General features: G+C 45.8%; 7 protein-coding genes. 5 read left to right on the top strand and 2 right to left on the bottom strand.

Features of this window, described 5'->3' with window-relative positions; genetic code table 11:
* The 4 genes from RMO52_RS20495 to RMO52_RS20480 form a co-directional block, all read left to right on the top strand.
* On the top strand, positions 1–1,262 hold a 1,262-nt coding region (locus tag RMO52_RS20495; RefSeq protein WP_310417968.1), incomplete at its 5' end, for a hypothetical protein.
* Between the two features lie 25 nt (positions 1,263–1,287).
* Positions 1,288–2,502, top strand: a complete 1,215-nt coding sequence (locus RMO52_RS20490) for a hypothetical protein (protein ID WP_310417966.1) — start codon at positions 1,288–1,290, stop codon at positions 2,500–2,502.
* Complete coding sequence (locus RMO52_RS20485; RefSeq protein ID WP_310417963.1) at positions 2,499–3,416, top strand: DMT family transporter; 918 nt, start codon at positions 2,499–2,501, stop codon at positions 3,414–3,416. The genes RMO52_RS20490 and RMO52_RS20485 overlap by 4 nt, the downstream gene beginning before the upstream one ends.
* A gap of 102 nt (positions 3,417–3,518) precedes the next feature.
* Positions 3,519–5,012, top strand: coding sequence for a phenylacetate--CoA ligase family protein (locus tag RMO52_RS20480; RefSeq protein WP_310417960.1), 1,494 nt, complete (start codon positions 3,519–3,521; stop codon positions 5,010–5,012).
* A gap of 143 nt (positions 5,013–5,155) precedes the next feature.
* On the opposite strand, the gene RMO52_RS20475 is transcribed toward RMO52_RS20480, so the two are convergent.
* The gene (locus RMO52_RS20475; RefSeq protein ID WP_310417956.1) at positions 5,156–5,524 is read right to left on the bottom strand and encodes a cupin domain-containing protein; all 369 of its coding nucleotides are present in this window, start codon (positions 5,522–5,524) and stop codon (positions 5,156–5,158) included.
* An 11-nt stretch (positions 5,525–5,535) separates the two neighbouring features.
* On the bottom strand, positions 5,536–5,922 hold the full coding sequence (locus RMO52_RS20470) for a nuclear transport factor 2 family protein (protein WP_310417954.1): 387 nt from the start codon (positions 5,920–5,922) through the stop codon (positions 5,536–5,538).
* On the opposite strand from RMO52_RS20470, the gene RMO52_RS20465 reads away from it, so the two are divergent.
* Positions 5,912–6,763, top strand: an 852-nt coding sequence (locus RMO52_RS20465; protein ID WP_310417951.1) for an AraC family transcriptional regulator, incomplete at its 3' end; no start/stop codon positions are given. The two genes, RMO52_RS20470 and RMO52_RS20465, sit on opposite strands and share 11 nt — an antisense overlap.

Below are 6,763 nucleotides of genomic sequence, written 5' to 3'. Positions count from 1 at the left end.
GCGAGAGTAATAATAATCTGACTGGAGCCACCCTCGGAATGCAAGTGGCGAATAATAATGCTGGCGGCGTGCGGCTGGAAACTACCGTGATGAATGGTTCTCGTTTACCCGTCGCCAATTTTAACGTCGGTGAAGTTGTCGATGCCGAAGCTAGCGATGGGATTGGCTTCCGAGTTATCGCCGCTAACGATAACGGACGCTGGAAAGCCGATGCTGGCTTTGCCCGCAGTACCTTTACGGCAGGTGGAGCCAACGATCCACAACTCACTGATGAGACAAATGCTATCGCTCTACAACCCGTAACTAAAAATGCCTGGTATGCCGAAACTAGCTACGATATTCTCAAGGATGTCAAACTAGATGATAAGCGCAATTTATCTCTCTCCGCCAATATAAAACTGGAACAGACAGATCCTCAATTTGGGACGCTCGGCGCAACTGTCAATGCCGACAGGTTGCAAGCTCAGTATGGCATTAATGCGACGATCGCTGGTGCTAACATCCAATTTCAACACACTGATTCTGAAGATAATATCGCTAATTTTCCCAATCTTTTAAAGACTAAAAACAATAGCGATACTTTTAGCCTAAATGTACCTTTACAGTCAGTTTTACAGAACAACAGCTCATTACTACCCACGATTTCCTACAGCTATCAACAAATCGCTCAGAACGGTTCGATCGTGGCTGCTGCAAGTGGGGATTTTGAAGACCCATCTAAAATTCCCAATCAGCTTAGTAATACCCAATCAATCGGGCTTGAATGGAAATTTTCTGACGCATTATCATTTGATTATAAATTTAGCAATACTTTTCAAGACAATCGCCAGCAGGAACGCGAAAATGCTGACTTTAATAATATCAGTCATCAATTTTCAGTTGGTTGGCAACCCAGTCAACAACTAAGATTCAATCTTGGCTACAACTTCAACAACGCCCAAAATATCGAACGCCAAATTACGCGGTTTACCCAAAGTCCGACCTTTGGAGTGAGTTGGGAATTTGTCCCTGATGTCACATTAGCTGTTAATTACAATTTTAATAATGACTCTGATTCGATCGGCGAATCTTTGACTCGATCGAATGCTTTAGATTTACTCCTAACTTGGAATTTCAAAACAAATACTTTCGGTCGCGAAAATCCTGGCAGTGTTTTCCTCCGCTACAGCGGTCAATCGAATCTTAACAGTAGTTCGATCGGCAATATCAACACCGATTCAACAATTAATACCGTCAGTGCAGGCATAAGTCTAAGTTTTTGAACCACTATCCCCTATTCCCTAAACCATGAAAACCAACCAAATCTTCACCAGATCGCTGACAATTTTAGCTATAGGTGTAACTTTCTTGGGAATGCAACCCGCTCAAGCTGCCGACGTTAGTCCCAGAGGGGTAAATGTCAAAAGTTTCGGCACGACTACGGTATTTCTCACCTACTTTGGATTAAATAACCAAAGCCCCGCTGAAGCATTGTGGTGTGGCGAAATTAATGCCGATCGATCGTGTGTTTCTGGTACCGTATTTGGGAGATTGCCGCGTCGGTACAATATCGGTCGAACTAGCGGTCAAAATAACTATACAGATATTATGACCATTCCCGCCTCTGTGGCGCGTAAAGCCTATCAAGATGCAGCGCGAGGTAATAATTCCGATTTCTTCTACGTGCGCCGCTGGAGGAGTAATAACGGCGGCCCTGATGAATATGTAGCCGTTACCTGTCGGCTCTCTAGCGGTGGCGCGCGCGTGCCTTTTAGCATTACCAGCGTCAAACTAGTTACTGGCGGTAAACCTGCGCCTGCGGTTGTTACTGGGTCAACTTTACCTCAATTCGGTGCCCAAATTAGCTACAACGGTACGGGTAGATTAAAAGGCAGATGGGAAGTAGTGTTACCTGGAGATCCGCCCCCAACTGGGCGAGATTTATTAACCGAAGCCAGTTTGCCGCTCGAAGAACGCGGTTTACAACGACGTTATACCCTGCTCGAACGGTTCGATATATTCTTGCAACCGACTGGGCAAGTCTTGTTACCAAGCCCCGATCCGACGAAATTCCCCAAAGGCTCGACTGGTGCTTATCAGATTTTATTACGAATTGAAGCAACAGATGATAAAGAGGGTGATTCGAGTATTGGTACTGGCATCGTTAATAGTGGCGGTGTTGCAGGTTTTTCGATGCCTGTTTTTCGTTATTTTATGACTGCTAATGTCGATAAAATTACTCCGATCGAACCCTTAGCCAATCGTAAAATTGCAGTTGGACAAACTCTTAGATTTAGCTGGCAGGGAATTAGTAATGCACGAGGTTATAAGTTAGAAATCAAGGATAAAGATCGCGTAATTTTATCAGCTCTATTATCATCGGAACGCACTACTTATACCGCACCGCCTTGGCTCAAACAGAAGACTAATAAATTATTGACTTGGCGCGTCCAGGCTCTCGATCGCGATGGTTCGATTTTAACTGAATCCGTTCCTCAACAGTTCCAGATTTTAGGAAAATGAAGCACATAACTCAACCCAAACCTAACAGCATTGGCTTAATGGCAGCACTTTTGGCTGCGGCTACTTGGGGGCTAGTGGGCATCTTCGTCCGCTGGCTGCCTGGTTGGTCTACTTTTGCCGTCCTCGCAGGTCGCTTTCTCGTCGCCACGGCTGCAATGTTGCCGATCGTTTTACTGGTGCCAAGTATCCAACAAGATCTTACTCGCTCCCTCCGCATTCCACCGATCTGGTGGCTGAGTTTGCTGGCGATAGGGTCTTCCTTTCTGGGCACTACGGCATTTCAGATGGCACCCGTGGGGGAAGTTACATTATTATTTACGACTTCACCTTTGTTTATTATTGCCTACAAATATGTCATGCGCTTAGACATCAAACGAAGTGAGGGCTGGGGTATTTTAATAGCTACGGCTGGAGTGATTATTATTCTACTTCCTCAGTTCTCTAGCGATCGAGCCATCTCTTGGCAAACAATATTAGGCTACCTGTTAGCGTTAGGTGCGGCTGCTATGGTCACACTTTACACGGTTTTATTTGATACTTTTACCGATCGAGGAATTGCACCCAAATCGATAAATATTGTATTTATGACTTGTTTATTAGGAGGTGTTTTATTTCCATTTTGTACGATTTTCTTTACGAAACTATTGCTGGAAACTAGTATCGAGCGACAGGAAATCTTTGTATTATTAGGGTTAGGAATCTTTTCTACGGCGTTGCCATTTTTTTGTTACACAGTGGCGGCTCAAAAGTTACCGATCGTCCTGACAACGGCAATATTGCTCCTAGAGCCAATGTTTGCGGTGTTATTTACATCTGTAGCTTTACAAGAAATTCCCTCGCTATGGTTTGGAATCGGTAGCATTCTGGTTTTCTGGGGATTGAGATCGATTGCCAGAGCTGCCAATTCATCATGAGTTTCCCTATGAGTTTGAACCTCGTTTTAGTACCTCGTAAATTGAGACTAAGCCTACGATTCTAATCCAATAAATTCTCAACCTAATTTTGGGACTTTTGCCATGAAATCGATACCGTTACTCACCAAGCTCCAAACTTTTTTGTCCGAACCTTTAGACGTGAATCTACAGCGAGCGATCGCTACAGATTTGGAGGCTCATCTAATCGATCTGTTTCATACCGTCGTCGATTCGGTACCAGCTTATCGACAGTTCCTGCAAGTGCAAGGCATCAATCCTGCCTCGATTCAGACGCTCGCGGCATTTCAACAGTTACCACTGGTAACTAAAGCCAATTATATCAAGCAATATCCGCTCGCCGAAATTTGTCGGGCTGGCAGCTTATCGACTTGCGACATGCTGGCAGTATCTTCTGGCTCTACAGGCGAACCAACCTGCTGGCCGCGCCAGATCGGCGATGAGTTAGAAATTGCCACTAGATTTGAGTATATCTTTCGAGAAAGCTTTCAAGCCGATCGCCGTTCCACTTTGGCGGTGATTTGCTTTGCTTTGGGGACTTGGGTGGGTAGCATGTATACCGCCGCTTGTTGTCGGTGGCTGGCGAGTAAGGGGTACCAGATCGCGGTAATTACGCCAGGAAACAACAAGACCGAAATTTTGCGCGTCGTGCAGGCACTGGGGGCGCAGTTCGAGCAAATAGTCTTACTGGGCTATCCACCTTTTTTGAAAGATGTGGTGGATACTGGCATTCAACAAGGCGTGCGGTGGTCGGATTATGCTGTCAAATTGGTGATGGCAGGGGAAGTTTTCAGCGAAGAATGGAGATTGTTGGTGGGACAACGGCTCGGTTCGATCGATTATTGCTATGATTCGGCATCTTTATTAGGTACCGCCGATGCGGGGGTGTTGGGGCATGAAACCCCGTTATCGATTTGTATTCGGCGGTTTCTCGCGACCCATCCAGATGCTGCGCGGCAATTGTTTGGCGAGTCCCGCCTCCCGACGCTGGTGCAGTACGATCCGACCAGCCGCTTTTTTGAAGTTCATGAGGGTACGCTGTTATTTTCTGGCGATAATGGGGTGCCACTGATTCGCTATCATATCGCCGATACTGGGGGCATTATTAGCTATGCAACGATGCTCCAATTCCTCCAAGATTGGGGTTTTGACCCGTTGGCATTACTGGCAAAAGATCGAGGTGTCCATGCCTTGCCCTTTGTGTATGTGTTTGGTCGATCGCAATTTGCAATTTCTTACTTTGGTGCGAACCTCTATCCTGAAAATATTGCGGTTGGTTTAGAACAACCAATAGTTCGAGATTGGGTGACTGGTAAGTTTGTGATGCAAATAATTGAAGATGAGGATCGCGCTCAATTTTTGTCGGTGGCGGTGGAGTTAGCTCCTGGGGTCGATGCAGATCTGGATAAGGCTCAGAGTATTTCCCAGTCGATCTTGGAACAGTTACGGCGATTGAATAGTGAGTTTGCTAACTATGTCCCGACTGAATATCAACAGCCACAGATAACTCTCAAACCAATGGGCGATCCAGACTTTTTCCCAGTTGGTGCCAAACATAGCTACACTCGATCGATCTAGTCAATGGTGTAACCGATCTTAACTGGGCTGACAGACATCGATTCGACAGAGCCGACACTGTGCCTACGGCAGGCTATCGCCAACGACAAGCTCAGTGCATCGCGATACGCGAACGAATGTTTTCGATCCTGAAGTTCCACTCACTATGCCTGGACTCGATTTGGAAAAGAGATCTCCAACACTACACAACCAAGATCGGTTGTGAATGGCCCGTGAATCTCTCCAGGTGGTCTACTGGCATAATGTCCAGTCTCCAGCCACATGTCGAAAGCTAAATCGTAAAGACGACCGCTGATAATTAAAATTTCTTCAGGATAAGCATGACTTTTTGCACCAAAATTAGTCGTGTCAGCACCAGGATAAAATCGAGTTAAACGGGTGTATTCACCAGTTTCAGTATCTATGCTCAAAGTCAGTTCTTCGACCATTTCTGCAAGCCCTGGGAGCGGTTTCCACAGGTTTTGATTTACTCGATCTAATGGATTCCAATACTCGATCGTCGATTTTGGCATATTACCTCATTTTAAGATTGCTGCGATCGAATCTCACTAGTATGACCTGCAATAATTTGGATCGAGCCACTAGTAGAGATCGCCCAAACACGGGTAAATCGAATATCTTGTTCGACTGGGGTACCTTCATAACTGCCGACTATGTGCATTAAAACAGAAACAACGGTGAACCCGTTATTCAGTTGAATCTGTCGCTCTGATGGTGTAAGTTCGGTAAACTTAAATTGTCCAGAGCGGTGAGCATCAAGATCTTCCTGTTTGCTAACAAGTTGCCCTAGATGATTTGTAAACAGCAGTTCGGGCGCAATTAAGGCATCTAATTCGACGACATCAGAACCCAGCATTGCTTGTCTGAGCCGCTCTTCTAGTTCGATGATTTGAGCTTGAGTGGTTATCATAGTTTACTCCTTAAAAGTTGAAATGCGGAGTGCGGAATTTATGTCCGATCGACCATCAACGATTGTAGATTTTAAAGCATCAGGGGAAGCTGGCTACCAGCAAATCTTTGACCGATCTCCATTGATTAGTAGTATCTCTAGCCAATTAGACGATCTGCTCGTTGCTTACGACTATTTTCCACCCGGAACGACACCAAATATTTTATCCAAACAGCACGGCTTGGGCATTTTTATCGATTTACCCGCCCCAGTTACCGCCGAACGCTGGATCGATGGTAAATTGCGCCGCGAAATAGTCAGGCGCGGGGATACGGTTGTCATTCCAGCAGATACTTGGCATTATGCCGAGTGGAATCGCGGTGGTGGCGCAATTGTCGTCGGCTTAGAGCCGCAAGTCATCCTCGATACGCTCAATTTAACTCTAGAGCGTGATTCCTTAGAATTGATTCCTCACTTTGCGACTAGCGATCCGACGATCGATCGGATCGGGATCTCGCTCAAACACGCACTCGAACATCCTGGCTGTTTGAGCCGCCTTTATGCAGAATCGATGCTCGATGCGCTGACAATGCACCTGTTACAGCATTATTCCGTCCAGAATTATGCACTTCCTACCTATCACAGTGGATTAGCTCCAGCACAACTAGAACGAGTCGTAGACTATATCGATACTTATCTCAGTCGCGATCTCAGTTTGCATGAACTGGCTCAATTAGTCCAACTGAGTCCACACTACTTTTCCCAACGCTTCAAACAATCGATCGGATTTTCGCCCCATCAGTATATTTTGAGATGTCGGATCGATCGAGGGAAAAAATTATTACGCCAAGGCGGATTGAGT

This window comes from Chamaesiphon sp. OTE_8_metabat_110, assembly GCF_031382685.1.
In the GTDB taxonomy this organism is placed as follows: domain Bacteria; phylum Cyanobacteriota; class Cyanobacteriia; order Cyanobacteriales; family Chamaesiphonaceae; genus Chamaesiphon.
The sequence above is the reverse complement of the archived record's forward strand: the minus strand, read 5'-3'. Positions and strand labels throughout refer to the sequence as shown.